The following is a 25113-nucleotide window of genomic DNA, read 5'->3' as shown; positions in this document are numbered from 1 at the left end:
TAACCTATCTGCCAGCACTAAAGACAAGTTTCACTAGGAAACTCATGTTGGTGTTATTTGGCGAAAGCAGTTCTTGATATTAACCGCTGGACTGCCGAATGATAGAAGGGCTTTCCACGACGTGTTTTAAAGCCAACATCGTTTAGCTCATCAACAATTTGTTGCAGCGAATGCCCTTTAGCATGCAACAACGCCGTCATCATACCTGCCTGCCTATTCTGAGGGTTTTCCAGCGCATTCCTTCTTCTGACCTCTTCGCCTTTGTTCCTAGCGGCTGTGGTGAGGTTCTGTGGTGATCCAAGCATAGCACCTCGAGCCTTCTTTGCCGCAAGTGCATCCTTTGTGCGCTTGCTAATGGTTTCGCGCTCGTGCTGGGCAATCACGGCAAAAAGACCCACCGTTAACGAATTAGCGTCCGGCATGTCACAACACACGAACGAAACGCCGGCATCACGCAAGGCGAAGATGAAACCAGCATTACGTGAAAGCCGGTCCAGCTTAGCGATTAGCAGGGTCGCATTCTGATTCTGCGCTGCCGCAATGGCTGCGTGGAGTTGTGGACGATGATTCTTCTTCCCACTTTCAACTTCAACAAATTCACCGAGAACATGCGCTTGCTCCTTAACAAAGGAAGTGACTGCGGCTTTCTGCGCATCTAGCCCTAAGCCCGACGCGCCTTGTTTTTGGGTGGAGACTCGGTAGTAAGTAATGAATTTGTTGCGGGGTTCGATCATAGTTAGTGGTAATATTCCGACAAGTTACGAAATCGCGCATTATTTAAACGCTCGTTTGTAAAATGCGCGTATCACACATTAGCTAAATTCCGAACTACTTATAAACCCAAATGAGAGTGCCAGTTTTCAGGTATGGTGTCATTTCAATCATTGCCTTCTTCGACACAGCAGGGCAACCTTCACTACGACCTATTTTTCCAAACCCAAAATACCGAGACTGGTGCAGTACGATGCTACGTGACAACGCATTTGAATTGGTTGCATCTAGCCCTGCTAACCGATAAGCCTTTCCATATTTACCTGAGTATTGCCCAACAATTACATATCGCCCTAGTGAAGTCATATTACTTCCGCTGAGGTTTGAGAAATGGACTGCTAGTTGTCCGCCACTGTTTTTACCGTGCATTACTCGAGTTCTGAATACAACTTCGCTGTTAGCTATGTCCAAAATCTGCATTCTTGGTACACTTGAAGACAACTTCATATTCACTAGCAACACATAATGTTGATTATAAAAGGGATTACTGAAAATCATTTTGCGGGTATCCAAAATAGTTGGATGCTTAGCTATTACTGGAACCCAAAACTTGATTTTATAATACGTCGCAAGCCCAATACAATCAACAATATATGCCAGCACCAATGCTAACAAACAATTACAGATTAATAAGCGCCTTTTGAAAAATAGTCTAAGTGGCATTTGCGCTAATTTAACAAAGTTATTATCAAGGGTTAGTATAGCACCACTTTGTCTTGCCTAACGCAATGTTTACACTTCCAATCTATCATTTGCTAATGTTGAATCTGCTGAACAAAATATCAATTGGGTCGCTCAGGGTACTTTGCATCATCTCCGGCATCAGCAGTCAATTTATTCATCCACAAATACGGTTCGTCTTTTTTGTATTGCTCATAAAGCCAACGACGAAGTGGATACGATTTAGGGTCATATTGTTTTTCAGCAAGAGCAATATCGTAAAATCGTTTCTCCACCAGCGCCTTATATTCAGCACTGTTATTACCAAGACGACTGATAATGTCCTTTGTGGCGTATTCAACTAACACCCTTTTTTCTTCGGCTACGCCACGCAATGCCCAATACAATAACTCTCCACTAACTTGTGGCGAATGAATATCAATCAGTGCTTTAGCCATTTTATCCATAGCAGTTTGCCCGGTGGTCATAATCATTTTAATTGGTGAAACCCCTGTTTCTATGAACGACATTTTTATAATACTTGCCGCTAGGTTAGGATTGAATCGGATTAGATCAGAGATATCTGGTTGCTTCAAAATTCCAGATTTAATCAAGTCGTCGCCGCGCATACCTTCACCATTGATACCCCTGAACTGTTCTTGCAAAAATGATTGCTTGAACTGATTGTCTTTTACAAAGAAATCTGGGTCAAGTGTAGCTCGTCGATTCGCAGTCTCTTTCTGCGTTTTCGCATTAGCCAACTGCATCGCCACTTCACTTTCGCTCACCAGTGCTACTGGCTTCCCCAAAGTATTTGTCGCACTAACGGCTTTGCCATCTGCGAACGTTAACTTGTAGCCTTTCTTGTAGCTAATTATTTCTGAGCTATTCGCAGCGTTAAGCCACGTTCCGGATGGCTTGCCATCCACGTATTGCCCAGAAGCAAATTCCACCTCCGAGTTTCCAAAGACGCGTGCTACTCCTGTTTGATGCCCCTTGGTGTAGGTATAAGTGGCTGAACGCTTGCCCTTACTGTATTCTATCACACTTGTGACGACACCTGAGACGTATAGCGTTTTAGAAATTAGCTCGCTGCCGTTGACGTATATGCTCGTCCACCATCCTTGGGGAAGATCGTTTACGTAAGCGCCGCTGGATTTTACCCTACCCCACCGCTCATTGGTGATTTCGTACGAGTCCCCGTTTTTCTTGCCGTTGACGTAAGTGAATTTCGCTACGGGCGTGCCATCTGTGTAATAACGTAGGTAGGTGCCGTGCTTCTGTCCACTGGCATTCTCCCCCCAGCGTTCCTTAACGACTTTGGTTTCTCGTCCATATTGGTCGACATGATAAGTGCGAGCCGGTGGCGTTGACTGCGCATGAACTGCGCCCTCTCCAAGAAGCAAGGATACGATAATTGCCCCAGCAGGCAAGAGATGAGGCAGGGAAAACGGTTTCTTCATAAGAGCGTGCGGTGATAACTTAGCTTTAGTTTAGCTCGGCTAATATAAGCTTTATTCAATTAAATGGGCGCAATCCTGCCCCCAACACCAGCTTAGAGTTATGGGACCTTGCCTCGGTGAAGAACCCGGCAGGAGTAAAACTATTTGGAAGCCGTTTGCAAAGCCTCCGTGAAGCTAAGGGGTACAGTCAACAGGCATTAGCTGATATTGCCAATGTGGAGAAGTCTACCATCAAAAGGATAGAGCAGGCGCATTACAGCCCCACGCTGGACGTGCTGATTTCTCTAGCGCGAGCATTAGATATCGAACTGAGTGTACTGATGGATGTGCCCAATATTAGCCGCGTCGACTCAGACCTGCGCTAAAACTGGAATACTGCATAAAGAAGCTGCAACAGCTTTCACTTATGCTGGGCGTCCCCACCCCCTAAGTGATAGTTGCTACACAACTGCACATATCACAACAGAACAGCATTTGCATCGCCCCCATGAATGGCGGTCAATGGGAGCGTGTTTTCGTTGCTTCCCCATTACACGGCTGAGTATTCCAGCAAGTGCGCTTCGATTATAATGCGTTGTCCGCTATCGTTGCTTTTCTTGTTTGTGGTATAAAACCCAACGCTGTGTTCGTTAATAGCACCGTTTTCGTAGCAAATCAGTAAATCGTTTCTTTTCGTGGTGGGTATAATCTTGGACGTTACTTTCAATCCAAAATTATCTTCTTCTATTTCTTCCGGTACACCCAGCGGGATTTCGGTACTATCGTGATTCCATAGAAACTTGATGCGGCTTTTGTTCTCGCGAATCGTATTGGCGTACGCACCTTTCTGCAAAATGTCGTTGTGCGAATCTACGTTACTATAAGCGCTTACGTACCTCACGACACGAAGCGGTGTCAATGTATGTTAGCTCAAAAGGAATAGACTTAATAACAAGATGACTTTTCATGTTAATACTTATTTACAAAGTATGCATCATGCTATCACAATCTAATTTTTCCGAATGGGCATAAAAAAAGCCTGCTCAAATGAACAGGCTTTAGAATGCAGCTGAGTCAATGATTAATGCAGACAGGATAATAATAAGACGATTGGAACATAACAGCTAATCACAATTAATCACTTTCGATGATCATGCACCGACCTTTAAGCAGGTCCTTTTCAAATCTTTTAAACTTGTCTGTTTCTGTTCTCCCATCAATATATTTCACTGTCACCCTTCTGCTTCTCTCCGCAATCTTCGGCTCGGAAGCGGTAGAATATCTTGGCATAAGCTCAGTATAGGTCCTAAAAGCCACATCTGTAATATAATCCATAAGTTCTTTGTTAAGAAAAGCTGAATCTACTTTCCCCGAATTAAAACCTTTTAAAGTTGTCAGTATCGATTTAGCTCTATCAAATAATTCAAGAGGTTTTGATTGCTTTCGCATAATTTCCATCTCGAAGTACTCCACAAGTATTAGCTCCGAAACAGGGCGTTCTTTAAAAGTGAAATATTTCTCGCGCATATATTTAATTAATGCTTGAGAATAAGTTAAATCACCTTGTTTCACAGAGTTAAAACCAATAACTGACATATATGAAATGTCCAAAGAATCGACTTCTGGTAAAAAATCAAATTTCAGGATTGCATCCATAATTGGTTTTGCATCCTCAACTTTAATTAATTTTGAATCTTTAAAAACTTTGTAGCTAAACCTAAGCTGCTCTCTTGTCATAGAATCCGCAAACTCTTTAAAGGCAAGCATAAACATTCTATCTCTTGCTATGAGTTGAGCCAGCACAATATCATCCGTAGACTGATCTACTTCTACCTGAAAAGCCTGCATCTTAAGTTCTTCACTTAAAAAGTACTTTATAAGGACAAAAGCATATTCACGGCTAAAGGACAAACACTTAAGAATCAATCCATATGCATTTACATAACCAAAGTAATTTACGACGCCATTAAAATAATCGCGCAATACGACTTTATTATCCACAATAGAATTGACCGTCTCAATGCAAAGTGAGTTGCTTTCCTGTATTGATTGAGATGTGATAGCCATATTGTACAGTACAAATGGCTGGATAGAAGATGGTGCTTGACTAAAAGCAATTTTAAAGGAATCGTGTGCTAGCTGCGGCTCATCATGGTCTTTATAATAGATACCAAAATTGCAGTAAATAGAAAATTTACTGTCTTGATATTCGTCTTTTGACAATTTCACATCGATTGACTCTAGATCTTGAGCAGCGGTGTTGTAAAGATCAAGAATTAATTTTGCCCTTTCCTGCGGTCGCGCAGCGTTATCATCACTTAGAAATCCAGGAGAACTAATCAGGTGAGCCATGCCTAACAGAGAGTTAAAGTAAGGCAAGCTGAGTGACTTAAGAGAAACTATCTTTCTAAATATTATTAACGCTTCGTCATAACGATTTAATTCAACTAGTGCAGATGCGTACAAAAAGAACGACTCGCATTTTAGCAAAAGTGAATTTAACGAGATATTATCACTTACTTCCGTCCCACGTTTTTCAAAGTGGTCTACCAAATTTGCATACTTTTTTATATTAAAGTATGATGTAATGATGCTCTTTTGCAAAAGAACGAACGCGGAGTCATTGGCATATTTATCAATGCTTCCTTCTAGCAATTTAATTACTGTATCAAAATCACCTTTTGCTGAAGCAGACGATACCAGCTCGATCAAATCTTCATCTTCATCAACTTCGGACAACCACTCATTCGATAAAGCTTTATCAATTATTCTATTTTTGATACTCAACTTATCGCCTTCGAAATTTGCACCGGCAATACCTGAAAGGTATAACTGTCTTCTTTGATCTGCCGTTATTAAGGACAATTCTTTATTTTTTAATCGCTTAACAGATTTTGCCATTTCCGAATCTGCTTGAACCATACTACGAATATTGTCAAGGGGAACCCTATCGAAAGTAGTTAGATACATTATACCAACTAATTTATCTATTACCTCAACATCAATAGCTGAATCAATTAATAATATATCTTCAACAGCGGAGCAGATCTCATAGGTCATTCTTGGATTACCATTCGTCCAGTAATAAATCCGTTCTGCAACCTCGTTATCAAGGTTCATATTCGCCTTTCTTAGAAATTCTTGGTATTCTGAGTAACTAAAATCACCAAGAAAAATCTCTTGCCCAATGTTAAAAGGAGAGATTTTAGGATCTTTTATAAGCTTTGACGGCTCACCTACTCCAGAAAGTATGTAATTTAGTTTATGTAATACTGGAAAATTTGTCCTTGAAAAATAAATACTCCGAATTTGTTTAAAAATAATATCTGAGAAAGACACAGTTGTCATAGCGTCAACCTCATCAATGAGTATAATAAGCTTTCCTTTAATGACTTGTAATAGTGATCTCAGCTCGGTTAGATGTTCAACATGATCCACTTCGTCACTCTCTTGACGAGCTTTTTTTATCTTATTATGTATAAAATGAAGTTTTTCGGGGTTAGTTTCAATTGCTAAGTCGATGATATACCGAAAGCATTCACGAGCAGATCTGAATGAATTAGAGAAATCCACATAAACGCAAGCATCGTCTTTACCTATCAATGTAGACTTGGCATTCAAGAGCAAGTTGGTTTTACCCATCTGCCTAGCCACCAAGACATAACCGGGTCTACCTGTATCATTTATGATAAACTCTATGAGTCTATCAGCATCTCTACGGACGTAGAGATGATCAGGAATAATGGTGTAGGATTTAAGCAGCTTGTTGTACATAGCCGAATTTATCTTTAAAATACTTAACTAATGACTCGCTAAAATCTTGACCACTTATTTGCGTAAACAAGATAACATCGCGTAAATTTCTCTTTAAACTTCTTGGATTGTTATCAGATTTATTTATTAAAATATTCTGATACGATGAACTCATTTGACAGCCAATAGATTTCAACATGAGAGTTAAAAGAGCCTGCATCTCACGTTCTGTCCATTCCAGCAATTCTACAAAATGGATCTTTTCATTCATCTTCTCCGCCATTGATGAAGCATATTCTCTTGGATTCCCTATTGACGTAAACGCAAAATTTACATTTGAATCAGGGAAAGCATTTGACATCTTCACGATTAGCGAGAAAACATGTTTAAAAATCTCATTGCGTTCACCATCCAAAGGCATCTCTTCTAGCACGACGCAACAATCGCTAAAATACTTGTTAAGTGTTTCGCAAATTGCATCCATCGATTTCATCAAATTTGATGAATTTGCAACTTTATCACATTTCGCAAATTCAATCAATCTTCCGTGCATGTACTCAAATATTGCAAGCATATCACTAGCATCAGCGCTAGAGAAATCAATGACACACATTTTTTTGTTACTCTGCAACAAATTACGGAATGTCATGCAGGTCTTTCCTAACCCGCTATCACCGAAGGACCAGATGTTAGCGTTATAATCTAGCAGATTCTTGAATAAATAATCCGATTCCCTATTCAAGTAAAAGGCTTCTTTGTTTGTTGAATATGCGTTAAATGTAGAATTAGCAAAAACAACCTGATCAATATCTTGACAGTTATCATTCAGCGATGTGATTGACAGAGGTGTTACCCCTAAATCTCTGAACGTAAATTCATCACTGAAAATATTATGACATAAATCAACGGCTGCTTTTGCAGCAATTTTCTGTCTTTTAGACTTATTCACACTTTTATTACCGTCCGCGTAATCGCATATACCTTTTACAACTAGCCAATCTTTATTATAAGCGTGTGCCACCGAAGCTACCCCCACACCTTCCATTTCACCACCGATTACTGGACTAAATTTAGAAATCAATTGATTTCTAAATTTATCGTCGTCAATCAATTTTTCGCCAGATAAGAGATGACCCGCAATGATTTTTGAGTTATAATTTTTAGTAAGACTGAACTGCCAATTTAACGGACTCGTAAATCTATTAAACAGTAGAACACTGGACATTTGTCTATAACCCCTGCATTGAATCTTACCTGCTTTTATTTTCACATTCTCGTACTGGATCACTAATTCAGAAACTAAAACATCACCTATTCTTTGCGTAGTTTCATCTGCACCGAATGCAATCCCCAACATGATGATCATAGCTGGCTCAACAAACTCGATCGCTTGCTGTACCGTCATCACAGAAGCGGCTGCGCCTGAGCTACCCATTTTGGACTCCACATGGCAAACAGCGTATTTACCGAGCATCCCTATATAGTAGGTATAAAATCTTTTTTGCACAACCAAAATATCTGCAAGGTTTGGTAGCGGCACTATCCTTTCGTGCAAGCAAAGCTTTTCGATTGGAGTGACAGTGACCAAAACAATTGACAATAGATCAATATAGTTGGCAAACTCTTCTTCACTGATGCTTCTAAAATTCATTGGTTTTAACTATATTTTTCCACATCAAAGGCATAAACAATGGCTACTTGCTCTTTGATCGACGCAAAGTCATTCTCACAAATGTACCCCTCCAAGTTGTCACAATCTAAGGTCGAAGGGCACCTTTGCTCAATTACCGGCTTAATAAGCAGCCGTATTCACGCCGTACCCCGAGGTGGCTACCTTTGCCCTAAAATAAGTGGCTAGTGCCATTTTGTTTGTTTGATAGAAAACCCACTGACTTTGTTGGTGGGTTTTTCTTGCCCTTGACTTTAGACATTGCCTAGTTCGTTGCGCTTTTCCAGTTCTTCTTTCGGGCGGAAAACAGTGAAGAATTTCTTGTTCCTGCTGTTGGTGTACTCAATCCGCAGCTCGCGCAATGGTGGGCGGTCCGGTCCGGTTCCGTACATACCGGACCTACCCAGCACCGCATCATAGCCTAACGATTCCCACGGTGCCGTAACCGGATCTTCAAGGTCCAAGCCAAAGCATTCACGGCTGTGCGCCAGAACGGGCTTCAAGTATTCTAGGTAGCAAGCACACTGCGGCGGGTCACAGCTCACCAAGCGCAAGTGATAGGCGTGGTGTTCGCTATTGTTGGTCAGGCGGATTTGGTAGGAATAAATGGGCACCTTCTCATAGCCATCGTTTTCGTCCGTTTCGTATTCCGCTTGTTCCCGCATGCAACCGGCAATGTCGATTTCCAGCTTGGGTTGCGCGTATTTCTTGGACGCCAAGCCAAACACCCACCCGACGCCACTGGTAACGGTTTTGACGATCAGGGACACAAATTCTGCCATATCGCTAAGGTAGCGGAACAAACACTCCAAAACCGGGCGTTGGTCCAAACATTTTTGCCTGTTTGGACCAAACATTTACCACTTTGTTTGGACCGACAAAAAAACAGCAGATGCGTTATGTGATTGATAGACAACAAAAAAGCCACCCCGTTAAGAGTGGCTTTTGTGATCCCGCTGGGATTCGAACCCAGGACCCGTACATTAAAAGTGTACTGCTCTACCAGCTGAGCTACAGAATCGGTACCTTGCACCTTGGAAGGGCGTTTCCTTCTTTGGTGGCACAAAAGTACTATAGCCTCCCGGACTACACAACCCTGACTTTAAAAAAAGTCACTCTCCTTGCCGTGCGAACCCTTTTCCTCTTTCTAATCCTCCTGCCTCTCTGTGGATTGAGTGCAAATTTGCCGGCAAAAAAAAATTACACTTCTGCTGCTTCAACTGCCCCCGGCAGCTTCCAACAGGCTGATTCTCTCTTCGCGGTGGGGCAATACGAGGCCGCTTTACCATTTTATCGGGCGCAGGTGTGGCAGAAACGGCGCGTTTCACCAGAATTGCTCCTTAAAATGGCCTACGCGCAGCAGCAACTGGGGCACTACCCGGCGGCATTGCTGTACCTGAGCCTGGCGCAGGCCCGGCAGCCGCGGGTGCGTACATGGCGCCAGATGGCGGCCGTGGCAGCCCGGCATCGGCTGGTGGGCTACCCGGCCACCTGGCAACAGGAGCTACGGGTGCAGGCCCAGCGCTACTATTATCCCGCGCTGCAACTGCTGCTGGGGGGCGCAGTGGTGGGCGCAATCTGGCTGCTGTGGCGGCGCGGGCAGCGGGGGGCCTGGCTGGGCTATACCATTTACATAGCGCTGCTGGGCGCCTACCTGCACTGGCTGCGGCCGCCACCGGTGGGGCTGGTGGCCCGCTCGGGGGCGGCGCTGATGGCGGGGCCCGGCGCAGGCGCGGCGTGGCTGAGCACAGCCGCCGTGGGCGACCGGCTGCTGGTGCTGGGGCGGCAGGACATCTGGTGCCGGGTGGAATGGCAGCGCAAAACGGCATTCGTGCGGGCCTCGGATTTGCTGGTGGTGGAGTAGGCAGGGGGCGGTACTTTTGTGCCCATGTCTGCACCGCTCACGCTCTCCGGCCTATTTATTTACCCCGTCAAGTCCCTGGGCGGCTATGCCGTGCCCGAGGCTGAAGTGACGGCCCGCGGCCTGCGCCACGACCGCCGCTGGCTGCTGGTAGATGAGCGCAACCGCTTCATGACGCAGCGGCAGCAGCCGGAGCTGGCTCTATTGGCCGTGGCCCCGGCTTATAATGGCTTTCTGATTTCACACCGCCAGCGGCCCGATTTGCTGCCGCTGTTCATCCCCTTTGAAGCCACGCCCGACCGCACGCTGTTTGTGACGGTGTGGGACGATATTCTGTGGGCCTGGCGCGGCACGCCCGAGGCCGACGAGTGGCTGGCGGAAGCGCTGGGGCGCCCTTGCCGATTGGTGTATATGTCGGACATGGTGCGGCGCGACGTTGAGCCTGAACTCAATCCCGAAGGCCAGTTGGTGAGTTTCGCCGATGGCTACCCGTTTCTGCTGGCGGGCGAGGCGGCATTGGCCGATTTGAATACCCGCTTGGCCGAACCTGTATCCATGAACCGCTTCCGGCCCAACCTAGTGTTCGAAGGCGGCGCGGCGTACGAGGACGACGGCTGGGAGCAGTTCCAGATTGGCGAGCTGCCGTTTCGGGCGGTGCGGGGCTGCGGCCGGTGCGTGCTGACAACCATCGACCAGGACACGGCCCAGAAAAGCCCCGTGGGCGACCCACTACGCACCCTGGCCACTTATCGCAAAGCCGAGAACAGCACGCTCTTCGGCCAGAATGTGACCGGGCCCGGCCACGGCCGCCTGCGCGTGGGCGACGCCGTGACGGTGCTCAGCCGCAAATAAGCACGGCCATGCGCCGGCCCGCTTGCGAAGCTGTTTGAATTTGTTGAAACAAGTCGGAACGGGTACTCCGAAACCGTGCTTCGGCGCGCGCAAGACCTTTATTGCGGCACTTGTTCGGGTTTCGTTCGGCCGAAGAACCGCTTCGGGGTACGTTTTTGGCCAATGCAAACACCTTCCAGCAACTCCCGGCGCGCGGGTTGCGTTGGGAAATGCCGCGCCCGCTTTCGGCCGCGCTGTTTGCCCGATGGAACTGAATTACCTGCTTGATTTTATGGCCCGGCTGGCGGCCAACAACACCACGGCCTGGATGGCCGAGCACCGCTCCGACTACCAGCGCGCCCGCGCCGCCTGCACCGAGCTGGTGCGCCAGGTGCTGGCCCGCGTGGCCGCCACCGACCCCGACCTGGCCAACCTGACCACCACCGACGTAATGTTTCGGCTGCACAAAAACGACCGCGCTCACCGCGACCCCGAGCCCTACAAGCGCCGGATGGGCGCCGGCCTCAAGCGGGGCGGGCGCCACGCGCCGCGGGCGGGGTATTTCATCGCCATTCAGCCTGAAGGCAAAAGCTGGCTGGGAGCGGGCACCTTTCACCCCACCCCTGAGCTGCTGGCGGCCATCCGGCAGGAGATTCATTATAGCAGCGACGAGTTTCATCGGCTGCGGCAGGCGCCGGAGCTGTTGCGTTACTTCCCCGATGGGCTGGATACGACGGGGCCGCAGCTGACGCGGCCGCCGCGTGGCTACGCAGCCGACGACCCGGATTTGACCTGGCTGCGGCTGAAGACGTTCGGCGTGGGCCGGTTTTATACCGACGCGGAGGTGCTGGCACCCGATTTTGTGGACCAGTTGGTGGCGGCCATTGGGGCGGCGCGGCCGCTGGTTGATTTTTTCAACGAGGCGCTGCCCGGCGGGGAGTAAGGATTGGGATTGATGAGCAGGCGAATAAACAGAACGTCATGCTGAGCGTAGCCGAAGCATCTCGCGGGCGGTAGCAAATCCTGTCGATTGGATTACTTCAGCACGCGAGATGCTTCGGCTGCGCTCAGCATGACGTTCTTTTCTTGCCCTTACAACGCCCCCCTTTGTTTCTTAAAACAGGCCGAAAAGCGTGTTGTTAATCTTGTCGATGATGGTGCCGAGGTCTTCGGGGTTGCGCACGTAGTCGAGCTCACTCACGTCGACGATGAGGGAGCGGCCGGCGCTGTATTCGCCAATCCACTTCTCGTAGTGCTCGTTGAGGCTTTTGAGGTACTCGATGCTGATGCTGTTTTCGTAGTCGCGGCCGCGCTTCTCAATCTGGCTCACGAGCTTGGGCAGGTCGGCGCGGAGGTAGAGGAGCAAATCGGGCGGCGCCACGAGGTCTACCATCGACTCGAACAGCGCGTAGTAGTTGTTGTAGTCGCGGGTTTCGAGCAGGCCCGACTCGTGCAGGTTGGCGGCGAAGATGTGCGCGTCTTCGTAGATGGTGCGGTCCTGGATGATGCCCCGGCCGGCCTTCTGCAGCTCCTTGATGCGTTGCGTCTGGCGGAAGCGGCCGTTGAGGAAGTACACCTGCAGGTGGAACGCCCAACGGGGCATGTCGTGGTAAAAATCTTTCAGATACGGATTGTCGTCCACATCTTCGAGAAATACTTCCCACCGAAAATGATGGGCCAGCTTGTGGGCCAGGGTGGTTTTACCGGCTCCAATGTTGCCGACGATGGCAATGTGCATGCGCTACGAACGAAAAAGGCGAGTGAAAAGCAGAACCCCAAAGGTAGCAAGGCAGGAGAATTACAAAGCCTTAATTCACTATTAACTATATTTGGGAAACTCTGCGAAATTATTGCAATTTCCTGTCATGCCCACCTCTCCTCCTACCCAACTGCTCAGCCTAACGGATGCCCACGGCTCCCCGCTAGCCGAGTATTTCTACTACCCCGAACAGCGAATATTATACGTGCGCTGGCACGGCCACCTCACGGGGGCTGAGGTTATCAGGGGTGTGCAGCAGGGGGCCCAATGGCGTGAGCAGCTGGACTATCCGCGAATATTGAACGACAAGAGCGACACCAGCGGCGACTGGAGCGACGCCCTGCCCTGGCTGCAGTACGAGTGGCTGCCGCAGGCCGTGAAAGCCGGCGTGCAGGCCATGGCCTACCTGTTTTCGCCCGACCGCGAAAACCAGTTTGCCAGCCACGAGTTCATTGCCGCCTTGCGGCCCCACATTACCATCGAGCAGTTCGACGACCCGGCCGCGGCCATGAAGTGGCTGGTGCAGCAAGGGCCGCGGCAGGACCAAGGCTAGGGCGTGGGGCTTCTGGGTGAATTACAAAAACCGGTCATGCTGAGCGCAGTCGAAGCATCTCTACCGCAGTAGTAAACCCAATCGAAAGGATTAGTTGCGCGGTAGAGATGCTTCGACTGCGCTCAGCATGACCGGTTTTTTGTTTGTTCTCACGAAGTGTTAGTCGAGTTTTTCTTTCACGTCGCGGGCGCCGCGCAGGGTGTGGAACTCGCCCTGGAAGCTGCGGATGCGCAGGCGCTCCTCGAAGGGCAGGTCGGTGCGGACCTGTTCGTAGCGCTGGTTGAGGCGGGTGAGGACCTGGCCGGCGGCGTCCCACTGCGCGTAGCTCCAGGCGCGGCGCTCGTCGCGGGTGGTGGCCATGAACCGCTCGTAGAGGTCGGGCAGCTGGCTGGCGCTGGTCTGGGCCAGGTTCACGTCGGCGTTGAGGAAATGCTGCTGCACAGGGTCGGAAGCGGGCGCGGCGCGGCGGGCAACCGGGAAACTGGCTTGCGTCTGCGGCCGGGCCGAGGGACGGGCACCTGTGAGCTCGCCGCGCCGCAGCAGCTCGGCCTGGGCGGGGTTGGCCTGGGCATGGCCGGCGAAGGGCAGGCCGGAAATCAGCAGAAAAACGAAGGCAGAGGCTTGCATAGAAGAGTCGGTTTTGAAACGGGAATGAAGCTTTTAACGCAAGGAGCGCGCCAACCGTATCAGCGCTGGCGGCCGGTTTCGGTTTTTTCGCCCCAATTTCGTGTTTTGCCGCTTATGACATCTGACGCCCCCCTCGCGCCGACGCGCATCGAGCCCGCCACGCTCCAGGACATTCCCACCATCATGGGCCTCGCCGAAGCCACGTGGGAGCCCACTTACCGCTTCATCATCTCGCGCGAGCAGCTGGAGTATATGTACCGGGTCATTTACACTTCGGCCTCGCTGAAGCGGCAGATGGCGGAGCAGCAGCACTCGTTTCTGCTGGCGTATGTGGAGGGCGAGCCGGCGGGCTTCGCCTCCTTCAGCCCGTTGCCGGCCGGGGAAGACGGCGGCACGGGCTACAAGCTGCACAAGATTTACGTGCTGCCTACCCGGCAGGGCCAGGGCCTGGGCGTGCACCTCATCGAAGCGGTGGAAAACGCGGCCCGCGCCGCCGGCGGCACCTTTCTCGACCTGAACGTGAACCGCTACAACCCCGCCATCGCCTTCTACGAGCGGCGCGGCTTTGCCCGCCAGCGCGAGGTGGACGTGCCCATCGGCCCGTATTTCATGAACGACTACATCATGAGAAAAGAGTTATGAGTTTTGAGGGTTGAATGTTGGGTTGTTGTTCATCTTCCAACCTTCAACATTCAACTTTTAAAACTCCAATGCCTTCCTAAACCAATATTCAACTCTCAAAACTCAACCCTACTAAAATGGCCACCAAACTCACCGTCCTTTCCAATGGCTCCCTCCGCGTGGAGGGCGAAGAAATCGAACTCGTAGATGCCCAAGGCAACGCCTACGGCCTCGGCGGGCGCCAGCGCATCAGCATCTGCCGTTGCGGGCTTTCCAAGCAAAAGCCGTTTTGCGATGGCTCGCACAAAGGCCATTTCGAGCACGATGCCACGGCGTTTGACCTGCCCGCGCCGAAGCCGGCCGTTTAAATAACCTTTTCACCAATAGAAAAGCCCGCTGGCCAATTAGTCCGCGGGCTTTTCTATTGGTGAAAACTCCTCCCCTACTCCACCACCAGGCGCTGTGAGAACTGGCCGCAACGCACCACGTAGGTGCCGGCGGGCAGGCCGCGCAGGTCCACCGTAGCCTCAGAAGCGGCCGGGGCGGGAAACTGCCGCACGGTGCGGCCTTGCACGTCGACCAGCGTAAGGGGCAGGCGGGGGGCGCCGGCGGGCAGATGCAGGGTGGCTGCGCCGTGGGCCGGGTTGGGGAAGAAGGCCGCGAAACCGGCCGGCGCCGTGGCCCGGACTGCCAGTAGCGGCGCGCTGGGGTCGTAGATGGCGAAGCGGGACATGACCTTGCTGCCATCGCCCACGCCCGTGAAAGACCCACCGACGTAGACCTTGCCGCCTGGCCCGATGGTGAGGGCGGTGACCAGGTTGTTGAGCCCGGTGCCGAGCGGGCTCCACGTAGTGCCAGTCCAACGGGCGACGCGGGCCGCTGCGATGCCGTCGAACTGTGTGAAGTTGCCGCCTACGTACACCTCGCCATTGCCGGCCACGCCCAGCGTGTACACCTCGCCATTGGTGCCGGTGGGGGCGCCCGTGCCCAGCGCGCCCCAGGCCGTGCCGTTCCAGCGGGCCACCCGGCTGGCGGGCACGCCTCCGGCCTGCGCGAAGCCGCCGCCCGCATACACCTCGCCGCTGCCAGCCACCGCCAGGGCGTCCACGAAGGCATTGACGCCGTTGGCCGGGCCGGCGCCCAGGGCGCTCCAGGCCGTGCCGTTCCACTTGGCCACGTTGTTGGCGATGATGCCGCTGGCATTGTCGAAAGCACCGCCCACGTACAAATCCCCGTTGCCGGCCAGCGCCAGGGCACTCACAGGGCCATTCACGCCGTTGGGGGTGCCCGTGCCCAGAGGGTTCCAGGCGGTGCCGTTCCAGCGGGCTACGTAGCCAATGCCGGCGTTGCCAGCCTGGGTGAAGGTGCCGCCGGCGTACACATCGCCGTTGCTCGCCACGACCAGCGCATTCACGGAGTTATTCAGGCTGCCAGCTGTGCCCAGGGCGCTCCAAGCCGTACCGTTCCAGCGGGCCACGTAGCTGATGGCGGCGGTGCCAATTTGCGTAAAAATGCCGCCAATGTACACGTCGCCGTTGGCAGCCACGGCCACGGCCCGCACGGTGTTGTTGATGTTGGCAGTGGCGGGGCCTACGTCGCTCCAGGCCGTACCGTTCCACCGGGCTACCCCGCTCACCACGGCGCTGCCGGCCATGCGGAGCTCGCCGGCCGCGTACACGTCGCCGTTGGCAGCAGTCGTTATCGCATTAATGGCGGGGTTGTAGGTGAGGCCGAATACGCCGTTCAGGCCAGTGCTGACGGTGTTCCAGGCCGTGCCGTTCCAGCGAAGCAGGTAGTAAGCGGCCGCGCCGGCAATGGTGTTGGCGCTGGTGCTGGCCGCGTACACGTCGCCGTTGCCAGCCACCGCCAGCGCATTGATGGTGGTGCCGATGGCGTTGGCCGGGGGCGTGCCCACGGCGCTCCAGGCCGTGCCATTCCAGCGGGCCACCCGGCTCACGGTAGCCCCGCCCACCTGCGTGAGGTTGCCGCCGACGTACAAGTCGCCATTGGCGGCCACGCCCATTGTCACCACCGCCGGGGCCGCGTTGGCCACGCCCGTGCCCAAGGCGCTCCAGGCGGTGCCGTTCCAGCGGGCCACGTTGTTGGCGGGCACGGCACCGGCCTGGGTGAAGCTACCGCCCACGTACAGGTCGCCATTGGTGCCAATGGCCAGGGCGAATACGCCGCCGTTGGTGCCGTTGGCCGCGCTGGTGCCGAGGACATTCCAAGCCGTGCCGTTCCAGCGGGCCACGCCGTTGGCCGGCAACCCGCCGGCCTCCGTGAAACTGCCGCCCGCGTACACGTCGCCGTTGGGGGCCACGGCCAGCGCGCTGACGGGGCGCCCGCTCGCGCTGCCCAGGCTGACGCCGGCGCCGAGGGCGCTCCAAGCGGTGCCGTTCCACCGGGCCACGCCATTGGCCGGCAGCCCGCCGGCCTGGGTGATGGTGCCGCCCGCGTACAGGTCGCCGTTGGGCGCCACGGCCAGGGCATAGGCGAAGCCGTCGAGGCCGCCGGTTGGGCCCGTGCCCAAGGGGCTCCACGCGGTGCCGTTCCATTTGGCGATGCCGTCGGCGGGGACGTTGCCAGCCAGACTGAACAAGCCGCTCGCGTACACGTCGCCGTTCGGGGCCACGGCCAGCGTCAGCACCTCGGAGTTGGTGCCATTGGCCGGGCCGGTGCCGAGGGAGCTCCATACCGTGCCGTTCCACTTGGCCACGTAATTGGCCACGATGTTGCCGATGAGCCGGAACGCGCCGCCCACGTAAATGTCGTTGCCAGCCCGCACCACGGTATTCACCCGCCGCTCGGCGCCGTTCAGCCCGAGGCCGTCCTGCCACCGCTCGTCGCCCGTACCGGTGAGGCTGGCCGGACTAAACACCGGCCGCCCATCGGGCGCCGTACTCATCCGAAACCGACGGGCGTCGAACGAACCGTTCACGCCGGGCCGGAGGGTGCCGTCGGGGCTGAGGGCGGCGGCCAGCGGGCGGCCCGTCGGGGCTAGGCCATTGGCCCGTGCCGCGCCACTCAGGCCCAGCCAGCACAGAAACAGGAGCAGCGAAGGCAGTAACTTTTTGGTCATAGGGATTGAAGGAATGAGTCGTCGGCCGTGCGCAATAATGATGCCCGAAGGAGGCCCCCTAAATGACCAACGCCCCCGGCCGGGTGGCCGAAGGCGTTGTTTTTCTGCGGCAATGGCGCCGTTTTTTCTTTGGAGGCGCTGCCGGGGCGGGGCCGTCGTTCCCTTGCGCGCGGGCTTTTTTGGCTGACCGGGTTGGGTTTGCGGTCCGTTGGAAGCGCGCCTTCCTCCGCGCCTACTCCACCACCAGTCGCTGGCTGAATTCGCCGCAACGCACTATGTAGGCGCCGACGGGCAGGCCGCGCAGGTCCAGCACGGCCTCGGCGGTGGCCGGGGCGGGGTAGCGGCGCAGCACCTGGCCCAGCGCATTGGCGAGGGTGAGGGGCAGGCGGGGCGCGCCGGCGGGCAGGCGCAGCGTGGCCGCGCCGTGGGCCGGGTTGGGGAAGAGCTGCGCGGCGGGCGCGGCTTGGGCGGCGGCAGCGGCTAGCGGGGCGTTGGGGTCGTAGATGGCGAAGCGGGACATGAGTTTGCTGGCGTCGCCGGTGGCGGCGAAAGAACCACCCGCGTGCAGCTTGCCCGTGGCCCCAAGGGCCACACTGGACACCGTATTACTCAGTCCCGTGCCTAGGCTACTCCAGGTCGTCCCGTTCCACTTCGCTACGTTATTGGCCGTTCCGGCACCGGCTTGGGCGAAGTTGCCGCCCGCGTAAACATCCCCGTTGCTCGCTACGGTCAATGCACCGACAAAGCCCGTGAAGCCGCCAGAGGTCAGGCCCGTGCCCAGAGGGCTCCAGGTCGTTCCGTTCCATTTGGCAATGGCATTAGCGGCGCCTCCGCCGGCGGCGGTGAACTGCCCGCCTGCGTACACGTCCCCATTGCCCGCTGTTGCCAGGGCCCAAACAGTGGCATTCACGCCTGCGCCCAGGGGGCTCCAGGCCGTCCCGTTCCACTTGGCCACATTAGCAGTGGTCACCCCGCCGGTCTGGGTGAAGGAGCCTCCCGCGTACACGTCGCCATTACTCGCTATTGCCAGGGCATTCACCACGTCGTTTCTATCAGCGAAGCCCGTGCCCAGGGCGCTCCAAACGCTGCCGTTCCATTTGGCCACCCGGTTGGCCGTCACGCCCCCGGCCTGGGTGAAGCGGCCGCCCGCGTACACGTCGCCATTGCCGGCCACGGCCAGGGCCAGCACGGCGCCGGCGGTATTCAGCGGGGCCATGCCCGCGCCCAGCGGGCTCCAGGCGGTGCCGTTCCACTTGGCTACAAAGTAGGCCGCCACGCCGCCGGCTTGGGTGATGTTGCCGCCCACGTACAAATCCCCATTGCTGGCCAGCGCCAGCGCCAGGATATTGCCCAGCGAGCTGCCGTAGGCCGTACCCGTGCCCAGGGGGCTCCAGGCAGTGCCGTTCCACTTGGCGATGTTGTTGGCCGCCACGCTGCCGACCTGGGTGAAGCTGCCGCCCACGTACACGTCGCCGTTGCCAGCCACGGCCACCGCATAAACGCCGCCATACACGCCATTGCCCGTGCCCAGGCCCAGGCTGCTCCAGGCCGTGCCGTTCCACACGGCCATAGCGCTGGCCGGAATCCCGTCGGCTTTGATGAAAAAGCCGCCCGCGTACACGTCCCCATTGCTGGCCAGGACCAGCGCGGAAACCGCGTTGTTCAGGCCCGCGCCCGTGCCCAGCCGGCTCCAGGCCGTACCGTTCCAGCGGGCCACGTAGTTGGCCGCCACTCCGCCGGCTTGGGTAAAGTTGCCGCCCGCGTACACGTCGCCGTTGCCGGCCACGAGGAGCACCCGAACGGGGGCGTCCAGGCCCGTGCCCAGGGGGCTCCAGGCCGTGCCGTTCCACCGGGCCACATTGCTGGCCGCCCCGCCGCCGGCTTGGGTAAAACTGCCGCCCACGTACACGTCCCCACTGCCGGCCACGGCCAGCGTGGAAACCGCGCCGTTTACGCCCGCGCCCAGACCACTCCAGGCGGTGCCGTTCCACTTGGCGATGTTGTTGGCGGCCACGCCGCCGGCCTGGCTGAAGGTGCCGCCCGCGTACACGTCCCCGTTGGCGGCCAGCGCCAGCGCATTGACCTGCTCGTTGCGATTAGTAACGCCCGCGCCCAGGCCCAGGGGGCTCCAAGCCGTCCCGTTCCAGCGGGCGATGTTACTAGCGGGCCCGCCTCCGGCCTGAGCAAAGCGGCCGCCGGCGTACAGGTCGCCATTACCGGCCACCACCAATGCCTGCCCCACGCCGGGCAGGCCGCCGCTGTCGGTCAGGCCCGTGCCCAGGGGGCTCCAGGTCGTCCCGTTCCACTTCGCCACGCCATTGACGGCCACCCCGCCGGCCCGGCTGATTAACCCGCCCACGTACAAATCTCCGTTGCCGGCCAGCGCCAGCGCCGAAACGGTATTATCAACGCCGTTGCCCGGTCCGGTGCCCAGGCTGGTCCACGTTGTCCCGTTCCACTTCGCTACAAAGTTAGCGGCTACCCCGCCTGCATTACTCGTCGCAACGAAGCTAAAACTGCCTCCGATATACATATCGGTTCCGGCCTGCAACACGACATTAACGCTTCCGTCCACGCCATTGGGCAGGCCAAACCCGTCCGCCCACCGCTCATCGCCCGTTCCGGTGGTGCCCGCTGGTCGGAATACGGGCCGTCCGTCGGGCGCGGTGCTCATCCGAAAATTATGGGCATCGAAGGAGCCTTTCACCCCGGCCCGCAGCGTGCCATCGGGGTTCAGCGCGAGGCTTAGGGAGTGGCCGGCGGCGGGCGGGGCAGTAGCGTGAGCCGGGCACGTGAGGCCCAGCGCCAGCAGGAGTAACAACAGGTAGCGTAGTGGTTTTTTCATGCGAAGCGTAGGGGAGACAGGGAAGCGTAAAATCAAAAGTCATAAAAAAATCCCTGACATCCAGTGTCAGGGATTCGAAAGATAATGCCCGGCCCTACGGCTTTTTCGGGTCCGTTTTCGGGCGGTGCCCCCCTACCCCGCAGCCGGCTTGGCGCTGGGGCCCAGCATCACCCACAGGTGCTGGCGCACGAGGTCGCCCATCGAATCGCAGCCGTCGAAGGCCTGGGTGTGGTGGTAGCGGTTGAGCTCGGCTTTGAGCTGTTCGACCTTTTCGGCCGGCGCCAGGTCGTGGGCGCGCATCACGTCAAGCAGGGCTTTTAGGCGGTGGCGCTCGGCGCGGGCGCGGCCGGCCATGAGGGCGCGCTCCTCGGTTTGGTACTGGCGCACGGTTTCGGGCTTGAGCAGGGCGGCGCACATCTCCACCACGGGCGCGTTGTCCTTAAAAGCGCGGGGCAGGTACATGCTGCGGCGGCCCTCGTAGCTCTGCTGGTCGAAGTCGATGGCCCGGACGCGGTACTGCTCGTCCTCGAAGTCGGGCGTCACGGCAATGACGTAGTTGTAGGCGCGCATGTCGCCCAGCAGCCGCACGAAGCAGCGCTCGTTGAATTTCACAAATTCTTTGGCGATGCGCACCTGGTTGAGGTGGGGCCGGGTGAGGTGCTTTTCAATGAAGTCATCGCCGGGAATGCCCACGATGTGCTCCTCAATGAGCGTGTCGCCGCTCACCAGGAAATTGATGGAATTGGGGGAAAGCAGGTGCTCCAATTCTAGCCCGTACAGCCGCGAAGCGTCGGCCTGCTTCACGTAGAAATAGTCGTAGTTGTCGTTGAAGCGGTTCACAATCCGCACCCGAAACGGCCGCGAGTTGCCGAACTCGCAGTAGTCAATCCGGTCGGCCACGAGGTGCTGGGTGAAGGACATATCGCCAGCCGTTTTCAGCTGGGCATACACCTCCGTGAGGCCCGTGCTGAGCTCCTGCATCTCGGGCCCCTCGAAGAAGATGGTTTGCCAAAGCGTGTCCTTGCCGGTGCGGTCAATCAGCGGAAAAGAGTTGCTGAAGCGCCGCAAATCGGCATAGGCCACGGGCAGGGCCACGTCGCGGTCGTAGTCGCGCAGGTACTCGCGCAGGGCCGGCGTGAGCGGGTAGGCGGGCTTTTTGCGGGAGATATCCATGGGTTCAGGGAAGATATAAGTGCTGCACACAAGAACGTCATGCTGAGCGCAGCCGAAGCATCTCTACCACGAAGAGTATTCATTTACTATTGCGGTAGAGATGCTTCGGCTGCGCTCAGCATGACGTTCTTTTAAAAACGGACGGCGCCGCCTTATCCCGCCAGCTCGCTCACCAGCTCTACGTACTGCTGGCGAGCGGCCTCCTGGCTGGTGCCTTTCAGGCCGTTCCAGGCGTCGTATTTGGCAATGGCTTTGAAATCGAAGCCGCCGGGACGGTCGCCGGTCAGGTCGCCTTCGGTGGCTTGCTTATAGAGGGCATAGAGCTGGAGCAGCACCATGTTGCTGGGCTTGGTGGGCAGCTGCTGGGCGCGCTGGCTGGCAGCATCGAATTCTTCTTGTGTGGTCATGCGGTGGTGGGTTGGTGGATGAGTAAGTGAGCTAAAAAGGCCGTCATGCAGAGCGCAGCGAAGTATCTCGCGTGCAATAGTGACTCATTTGATTAGATTACTTCGGCACGCGAGATGCTTCGCTGCGCTCTGCATGACGGGCCTTATGGCCACTAAAATCGGCTCGTCAAGCGTTCTATACAGGCTCGCCAGCCCCCGGGCGACTAGCGCCCGTTGGACGCGCGATAGAGCGTGGTGATGCGAAAGAGGCCGGTTTTGCGGTCGAAATCGACCAGGCTTTGGTCCACGCGCAGGTCGGCGAGGGAGGTCACGAAGGCGGGGTTGCTTACGCTGTAGGCCTCGCGCAGATAGGGCATGGTGAGCGGAAAAATGAGGCCCGTGAGGCCGCGGCTGAAGAAATAGCGCGGGCTTGTGAACGAACCCATGGCGCTGGCGCCGGGCACAAGTAGGTTGGTGCCGTTGCGGTCGTTGCCGGCCATGATGTTGCTGCTGCTGTAGATGCAGAGCGTGTCGGCGTATTCGAGGCGGTACTCGTTGCCACGGAACAGGCGCGTGGTGCGGCCCTTGCCATTCACGAAGCCCCACACGCTGTCGGGGGCAATGCGCAGCTTGGTGGTGCGGGCGCCCTGGGGCACTTCCACCACCACCATTCCGCGCTTATCGGGAAAGAAGGCATCGGTGCCGGCAGGCTGGGGCTGGCGGCGGTGGTAGGCGGCAGCGGTGCGGTAGGCGCCGGGTGGCTGCACCACCACCTGCGCTGCCACTGGCCCGGCCAGCAACGCACTCAAAATCACAATTGAAAAGCTGGAAAAACGCATAAGCAAGGGATGGCAGCCATCGGCCACCAAGCGCAAAGGTAGGCCAGGCGGCAGCTGCTGGTGGGGTTCGGAAACGGCAACGCGAGCGAATGTGCAAACCATTCCCGAACTTTGGGCAGGCCCCGTCTTTTCTGTCCCGCCATCTTTCCCTTTCTCATGAAGAAAATCCTTTTGCCGCTGCTGCTTGCGGCCCTCATGCTTGCCCACGGCACGGCCGGCGCCTGGGGCTTTTTTGGCCACCGCATTATTTCGCAAGTGGCCGTTTATGAGCTGCCGTCTTCGATGCAGGCGTTTTACTACCGGCACATGCCCGAGCTAGTGCACCTGAGCACCGCCCCCGACGAGCGCCGCAACGACGACCCCACCGAGGCGCCGAAGCACTACATCGACATGGACCATTATTCCGAAGACAACCCCTTCGGCAAAATGCCGCGCCAGTACGACAAAGCGGTGGAGAAATTTAAGGCCGACACGCTGAAGAAGTACGGCACCGTGCCGTGGGTGGTGATGGAGATGAAGGACAACCTGACCGAGGCCTTCCGCTCGCGCGACACGGCCGCTATCGTGAAGTACTCGGCCGAGCTGAGCCACTACGTGGGCGATGCCTTCGTGCCGCTGCACACCACCGTGAACTACGACGGCCAGCTCACCGACCAGAAAGGCCTGCACAGCCTCTGGGAAAGCCAGCTGCCCGAGAAATACATCAACGACTACAAGCTCGACGGCGAGCCGGCCAAGTACGTGAAGGACCCGCTGGCGGCCATCTGGGACGTGCTGGCGCAGAGCTACGGCTTCCTGGGCGAGACGTTTGACCGCGCCACCAAGATTGAGAAAGTGATGAAGCCGGAGGTGCGCTTCACGTTCTCGCACAAGTACGGCAAAACCTCGCGCCGCTACTCCGATGCCTTCGCAGCTGAGTACGAGAAGGCCGTGGGCGGCATGGTGGACTACCGCCTCAAAGGCGCGCCCACGCTGGTGTCGTCGCTGTGGCTCACGGCCTGGCAAGACGCCGGCAAGCCCGACCTCAACGCCCTGATGACGCCCAACAAGCCCAGCAAAGACGAAAAAGCCAAGCTCAGCACCGAGCTAACGGCCTGGAAGAAAAACACCCTGGCCCAGGACCAGCTCCTGCTGGCCCAGCAAAAGGTGAAGCGCGTGGAAACCGCCGACCAAATAAAATCGGCTCAGGACATGGAAGCGCCCGCCCCGGCCGATGCCACCGAAGCAGGCGCCGCCCCGGCCGCTGCGCCGGTGGCAGCTCCGGCTGCCACGCCGGCCACCGACAAGGTAAAAATCAAGACCAAAGACAAGGACGGTAGCGAAAAAGTGAAGCTGAAGAGCGAGTAGGCCTCATCACTGCACTTTAATTGCCCCTTTGATAAGCCCGCGCGAGCATCTGCCCGCGCGGGCTTATTTTGTGGAATGAACCGCTTCCTTTTCGCCGGGCTGGCTCTGCTGGCCGCCTGCAACCAGACGCCGCCGCCCACGGCTGCGCCCGCCGCCAAGCCCACCATCCCCGGCCCCGACCTGGCCACGCTGGCCGATAGCACCGCCCCGGCCGCGCTGCTGGCCTACGGCAAGCAATACCCCGGCTCCGAAGTGCTAATTAAGACGCGCCTGGGCAACATCCGGGTGAAGCTCTACGACGACACGCCCATTCACAAGGCCAATTTCCTGCTGCTGGCCCGCAAGGGCGTGTTCGATGAAACCATGTTCAACCGCGTGGTGAAAAACTTCGCGGTGCAGGGCGGCCAGACCTACAACGCCCGCACCATCCGGCTGAAGCGCTACCGGCTGCCGCCCGAGTTCCGGGCCGGGCATTTCCACCGCAAGGGTGCCTTGGGCATGGCCCGCTACGACGACGAGCAGAACCCCGGTCACCTGTCGTCCAACACCGATTTCTACTTTGTGGTGGGCGAAAAGATGGCGCCGTTTCAGTCGCAGGCCATGGCCGGCCGCAAGCTCACGCCCGCCCAAATCAACGCCTACGCCACCGTGGGCGGCGTGCCCTCGCTCGACGGCAAGTACACGGTTTTCGGCGAAGTCATCGAAGGCCAGGACGTGGTGGACAAGATTTCCAACGAGCCCGTGGAGTCGGACAAGTGGCCGGTGAAGGACATTCCTATGAAGGTGGAAGTGGTGAAGTAGAGGTTTCATTCCGCCAGGGAAACGCCTGTCATCCTGAGCGCAGCGAAGGACCTTATCAAGCAAGAACGATTTTTGTTCAGTCGGGATAAGGTCCTT

Annotated in this window: 23 protein-coding genes and 1 tRNA gene; 9 read left to right on the top strand and 15 right to left on the bottom strand. The window is 55.8% G+C overall.

The window, feature by feature from the left end; genetic code table 11:
- Positions 1 to 53 precede the first annotated feature (53 nt).
- From Q5H92_RS24645 to Q5H92_RS24635, 3 genes are all read right to left on the bottom strand, one after another.
- A complete protein-coding gene (locus Q5H92_RS24645; RefSeq protein ID WP_305014239.1) occupies positions 54 to 734 on the bottom strand; it encodes a recombinase family protein in 681 nt (226 codons plus the stop codon).
- A 94-nt stretch (positions 735 to 828) separates the two neighbouring features.
- A complete protein-coding gene (locus Q5H92_RS24640; protein ID WP_305014238.1) occupies positions 829 to 1386 on the bottom strand; it encodes a murein L,D-transpeptidase catalytic domain-containing protein in 558 nt (185 codons plus the stop codon).
- 167 nt (positions 1387 to 1553) lie between these two features.
- The gene (locus tag Q5H92_RS24635) at positions 1554 to 2894 is read right to left on the bottom strand and encodes a toxin-antitoxin system YwqK family antitoxin (protein WP_305014237.1); all 1341 of its coding nucleotides are present in this window, start codon (positions 2892 to 2894) and stop codon (positions 1554 to 1556) included.
- 155 nt (positions 2895 to 3049) lie between these two features.
- On the opposite strand from Q5H92_RS24635, the gene Q5H92_RS24630 reads away from it, so the two are divergent.
- On the top strand, positions 3050 to 3259 hold the full coding sequence (locus Q5H92_RS24630) for a helix-turn-helix domain-containing protein (RefSeq protein ID WP_305014236.1): 210 nt from the start codon (positions 3050 to 3052) through the stop codon (positions 3257 to 3259).
- Positions 3260 to 3423: 164 nt separating this feature from the next.
- On the opposite strand, the gene Q5H92_RS26755 is transcribed toward Q5H92_RS24630, so the two are convergent.
- The 5 genes from Q5H92_RS26755 to Q5H92_RS24610 form a co-directional block, all read right to left on the bottom strand.
- Positions 3424 to 3774 carry an HK97 family phage prohead protease gene (locus Q5H92_RS26755; RefSeq protein WP_369811179.1) on the bottom strand — a complete coding sequence of 117 codons (351 nt, stop codon included), beginning with the start codon at positions 3772 to 3774 and terminating at the stop codon, positions 3424 to 3426.
- A gap of 233 nt (positions 3775 to 4007) precedes the next feature.
- Positions 4008 to 6647, bottom strand: a complete 2640-nt coding sequence (locus tag Q5H92_RS24625; RefSeq protein WP_305014235.1) for an AAA-like domain-containing protein — start codon at positions 6645 to 6647, stop codon at positions 4008 to 4010.
- Positions 6628 to 8277 (bottom strand): 5'-methylthioadenosine/S-adenosylhomocysteine nucleosidase family protein, encoded by a 1650-nt coding sequence (locus tag Q5H92_RS24620; RefSeq protein ID WP_305014234.1) that lies wholly within the window; start codon positions 8275 to 8277, stop codon positions 6628 to 6630. Before Q5H92_RS24620 ends, Q5H92_RS24625 begins: the two co-directional genes overlap by 20 nt.
- Positions 8278 to 8549: 272 nt before the next feature.
- Positions 8550 to 9077: a hypothetical protein gene (locus Q5H92_RS24615; RefSeq protein ID WP_305014233.1), complete on the bottom strand. Its 528-nt coding sequence runs from the start codon at positions 9075 to 9077 to the stop codon at positions 8550 to 8552.
- A 166-nt stretch (positions 9078 to 9243) separates the two neighbouring features.
- Positions 9244 to 9316, bottom strand: a tRNA-Lys gene (locus tag Q5H92_RS24610).
- Positions 9317 to 9640: 324 nt separating this feature from the next.
- Here Q5H92_RS24610 and Q5H92_RS24605 point away from each other — a divergent pair.
- From Q5H92_RS24605 to Q5H92_RS24595, 3 genes are all read left to right on the top strand, one after another.
- Complete coding sequence (locus tag Q5H92_RS24605) at positions 9641 to 10159, top strand: hypothetical protein (protein ID WP_305014232.1); 519 nt, start codon at positions 9641 to 9643, stop codon at positions 10157 to 10159.
- Between the two features lie 24 nt (positions 10160 to 10183).
- Positions 10184 to 11008, top strand: coding sequence for an MOSC domain-containing protein (locus Q5H92_RS24600; protein WP_305014231.1), 825 nt, complete (start codon positions 10184 to 10186; stop codon positions 11006 to 11008).
- A 244-nt stretch (positions 11009 to 11252) separates the two neighbouring features.
- Positions 11253 to 11930, top strand: a complete 678-nt coding sequence (locus Q5H92_RS24595; RefSeq protein ID WP_305014230.1) for a DUF2461 domain-containing protein — start codon at positions 11253 to 11255, stop codon at positions 11928 to 11930.
- Between the two features lie 171 nt (positions 11931 to 12101).
- On the opposite strand, the gene Q5H92_RS24590 is transcribed toward Q5H92_RS24595, so the two are convergent.
- A complete protein-coding gene (locus Q5H92_RS24590) occupies positions 12102 to 12725 on the bottom strand; it encodes a deoxynucleoside kinase (protein WP_305014229.1) in 624 nt (207 codons plus the stop codon).
- Positions 12726 to 12852: 127 nt separating this feature from the next.
- Here Q5H92_RS24590 and Q5H92_RS24585 point away from each other — a divergent pair, with 127 nt between their 5' ends.
- On the top strand, positions 12853 to 13299 hold the full coding sequence (locus Q5H92_RS24585; protein WP_305014228.1) for a hypothetical protein: 447 nt from the start codon (positions 12853 to 12855) through the stop codon (positions 13297 to 13299).
- Positions 13300 to 13458: 159 nt separating this feature from the next.
- Here Q5H92_RS24585 and Q5H92_RS24580 read toward each other — a convergent pair whose 3' ends face one another.
- Positions 13459 to 13926 (bottom strand): hypothetical protein, encoded by a 468-nt coding sequence (locus Q5H92_RS24580; protein ID WP_305014227.1) that lies wholly within the window; start codon positions 13924 to 13926, stop codon positions 13459 to 13461.
- A 114-nt stretch (positions 13927 to 14040) separates the two neighbouring features.
- On the opposite strand from Q5H92_RS24580, the gene Q5H92_RS24575 reads away from it, so the two are divergent.
- Both Q5H92_RS24575 and Q5H92_RS24570 read left to right on the top strand, forming a co-directional pair.
- Positions 14041 to 14568: a GNAT family N-acetyltransferase gene (locus tag Q5H92_RS24575; RefSeq protein WP_305014226.1), complete on the top strand. Its 528-nt coding sequence runs from the start codon at positions 14041 to 14043 to the stop codon at positions 14566 to 14568.
- 116 nt (positions 14569 to 14684) lie between these two features.
- Positions 14685 to 14915, top strand: a complete 231-nt coding sequence (locus tag Q5H92_RS24570) for a CDGSH iron-sulfur domain-containing protein (RefSeq protein WP_305014225.1) — start codon at positions 14685 to 14687, stop codon at positions 14913 to 14915.
- A 74-nt stretch (positions 14916 to 14989) separates the two neighbouring features.
- On the opposite strand, the gene Q5H92_RS24565 is transcribed toward Q5H92_RS24570, so the two are convergent.
- The 5 genes from Q5H92_RS24565 to Q5H92_RS24545 all read right to left on the bottom strand — a co-directional run bounded on the left by Q5H92_RS24565 (position 14990) and on the right by Q5H92_RS24545 (position 22869).
- The gene (locus Q5H92_RS24565) at positions 14990 to 17626 is read right to left on the bottom strand and encodes a T9SS type A sorting domain-containing protein (RefSeq protein WP_305014224.1); all 2637 of its coding nucleotides are present in this window, start codon (positions 17624 to 17626) and stop codon (positions 14990 to 14992) included.
- A gap of 232 nt (positions 17627 to 17858) precedes the next feature.
- Positions 17859 to 20471 (bottom strand): hypothetical protein, encoded by a 2613-nt coding sequence (locus Q5H92_RS24560; protein WP_305014223.1) that lies wholly within the window; start codon positions 20469 to 20471, stop codon positions 17859 to 17861.
- A gap of 132 nt (positions 20472 to 20603) precedes the next feature.
- Positions 20604 to 21644 carry a hypothetical protein gene (locus Q5H92_RS24555; protein WP_305014222.1) on the bottom strand — a complete coding sequence of 347 codons (1041 nt, stop codon included), beginning with the start codon at positions 21642 to 21644 and terminating at the stop codon, positions 20604 to 20606.
- Between the two features lie 152 nt (positions 21645 to 21796).
- Positions 21797 to 22051 carry an acyl-CoA-binding protein gene (locus Q5H92_RS24550; protein ID WP_305014221.1) on the bottom strand — a complete coding sequence of 85 codons (255 nt, stop codon included), beginning with the start codon at positions 22049 to 22051 and terminating at the stop codon, positions 21797 to 21799.
- A gap of 203 nt (positions 22052 to 22254) precedes the next feature.
- Entirely contained in the window at positions 22255 to 22869 is a 615-nt protein-coding gene (locus tag Q5H92_RS24545) for a hypothetical protein (RefSeq protein ID WP_305014220.1), read from the bottom strand.
- A gap of 156 nt (positions 22870 to 23025) precedes the next feature.
- On the opposite strand from Q5H92_RS24545, the gene Q5H92_RS24540 reads away from it, so the two are divergent.
- Complete coding sequence (locus tag Q5H92_RS24540; RefSeq protein ID WP_305014219.1) at positions 23026 to 24216, top strand: zinc dependent phospholipase C family protein; 1191 nt, start codon at positions 23026 to 23028, stop codon at positions 24214 to 24216.
- A 75-nt stretch (positions 24217 to 24291) separates the two neighbouring features.
- Positions 24292 to 25017 (top strand): peptidylprolyl isomerase, encoded by a 726-nt coding sequence (locus tag Q5H92_RS24535; RefSeq protein WP_305014218.1) that lies wholly within the window; start codon positions 24292 to 24294, stop codon positions 25015 to 25017.
- The last annotated feature ends 96 nt before the right edge of the window (positions 25018 to 25113 follow it).

Source organism: Hymenobacter mellowenesis (genome assembly GCF_030581005.1).
Taxonomy (GTDB): Bacteria; Bacteroidota; Bacteroidia; order Cytophagales; family Hymenobacteraceae; genus Hymenobacter; species Hymenobacter mellowenesis.
Note: the sequence above shows the minus strand (reverse complement) of the source record. Positions and strands in the feature narration are given on the sequence as shown.